This window comes from Streptomyces sp. NRRL S-37 (assembly GCF_000721605.1).
Lineage (GTDB): Bacteria > Actinomycetota > Actinomycetes > Streptomycetales > Streptomycetaceae > Streptomyces.
Window position 1 is genome coordinate 1 of sequence record NZ_JOIZ01000079.1, and the last position, 1842, is coordinate 1842.

General features: G+C 62.6%; 1 protein-coding gene and 1 pseudogene. Both read right to left on the reverse strand.

Annotated elements, in window-relative coordinates; genetic code table 11:
• Window positions 1–106: 106 nt before the first annotated feature.
• Window positions 107–349, reverse strand: a complete 243-nt coding sequence (locus IH50_RS43675) for a hypothetical protein (protein WP_420709175.1) — start codon at window positions 347–349, stop codon at window positions 107–109.
• Window positions 350–488: 139 nt separating this feature from the next.
• Window positions 489–1346: pseudogene (locus tag IH50_RS43680) on the reverse strand (reverse transcriptase/maturase family protein); the annotation flags it as partial.
• Window positions 1347–1842 lie beyond the last annotated feature (496 nt).

Genomic DNA, 1842 nt, shown 5'->3' on the forward strand with positions numbered 1-1842 from the left:
GTTGGGTCGGCCGCACGGTGAGGTTCCTGCCGTGGCAGGTCCTGTTCCGCGCGGCCTCCCGCCGAACCGGACATGACGGTTTCCCGGTCATCCGGCTCTCCAGTGACTACTGCGTGAGTGTTCTGGCTGGCTGTTCCGAATGGATGCGGTCGTGGCAAACGTCGCAGGCCACGACCGTCTTGCGGCGTCGGTTGAGCATGACGCGCGCCCAGTCGGAAGGCTGCCATCCGGCATGTGCGAGGTCGGCGAGCGCGCGGACGTGGTGCACTTGGACGTTGCCCTTGCTTCCGCAGATTTCGCAGGTGTCCGCCAGGAGTCTTGCGATGAGTTCCTTTTGCGGATAGTCCACCCGGACCGGTTCGCGGTCGGCGAGTTCCGCCGTTCGCTGCCGTTGGGCCAGTCTTCTTCGTGTCGTTGTGCTGGGTCGTGATCTCGTAGCCGAGAAACCTCGCTGCCTGGGTGCGGGCGTGAGTAATCAGCGTCTTTTCCTGGGACAGTTCCAGCTTGAGTTCGTCACGCAGGAACTGCGCCAGGCGCTGCTTGATCTGCTCGGCCTCGGCTTTCGGTCCGGTGAAACCAAGGAGGTGATCGTCTGCATAGCGTATGTAGCGCAACCGGCGATATGCCGGATCGTTCGGATCCGAGCTCGGCAGGCTGACCATCCGCTGGCGCAGCGCTCGGGCCTGGGCCCGGTCGCCGCGCCGGCGGGCTTTCGCCAGCAGATTCTGCAACTCCAGGTAGGCCGGGTTTCGGGCCCGGCGCTTCCCTCGGGTGTACTCCGGAATCAGAACTGTTTCGACGAATTCGTCCAGCTTGTGCAGGTAGATGTTGGACAGGACCGGGGAGGCCACTCCGCCTTGCGGCGCTCCGGAGAGCGTGGCACCCCACTTCCAGTCCTCCAGGTATCCGGCCTTGAGCATGTTGCGTACCAGCCGCAGAAACCGCTGGTCATGGATTTTCTCGCCGAGGACTGTCAGCAGGACCTGGTGGTCCAGGCTGCCGAAGCAGTCGGCGATGTCCCCTTCGATGAACCAGGACGTCCCGGTCCAGGTGTGGTCCACCTCCCGCAAAGCGGTATGGCAGCCACGGCGGGGACGGAATCCATGGGAGCGGTCGGAGAACGTCGGCTCGTAATACGCTTCCAATAACAGGCGGATCACTTCACCGATGAGCTTGTCCGACCAGGTCGGCAGCCCCAGCGGGCGCGTCTTCCCGTTCTTCTTCGGGATATGGACACGCCGGACCGGATGGAAACGATAGCGCTCGTGGCGCATTGCTTCGATGACCCGGCCGATCTTCCGCTGTGACATGTCGTCCACGGTTTCTGCCGTGACCCCGGGCGTCATCGCGCCATGGTTGGCGTAGATGCGCCCGTAGGCCAGTAGATACAACTGCGGGTTGAACAGTTGCCGATACAGTTCGTCGCATCCCGTAGGCGATCCCACGTTCGTCCCTGTCTGTACGTTCTAGCGCGACACAGGCGTCCCACTCATCTCCTTGAATGTCCTCGCTGGACATCGCTCCGCACCCCGGAGGTGCCCCGGCCAACCATAGAAGCCAGGGCAGGGTGCGGCGCCGGTTTCAGCTGTCATTTCCGGTGGATGGGAACTTGCATCTTCTGGAGATTGGGATTCAAACAATCCAGTCTTCGCCATATCGCGCGGGCCGCCCAGCACACCGTCTCCGACAACTGAGCCCGGTCACTGGTTTTCTGACATGCTGTTGTCCCCTTTACCTTTCGGATCCAGGTAAGTCATCCGGCCCAGAAACCTCCTTCCGAGTTCCTCCCGGCTGAGCCGGGGATACAAACAGAGCGCCTCGTGGCGCACATGGTGCGTTCGA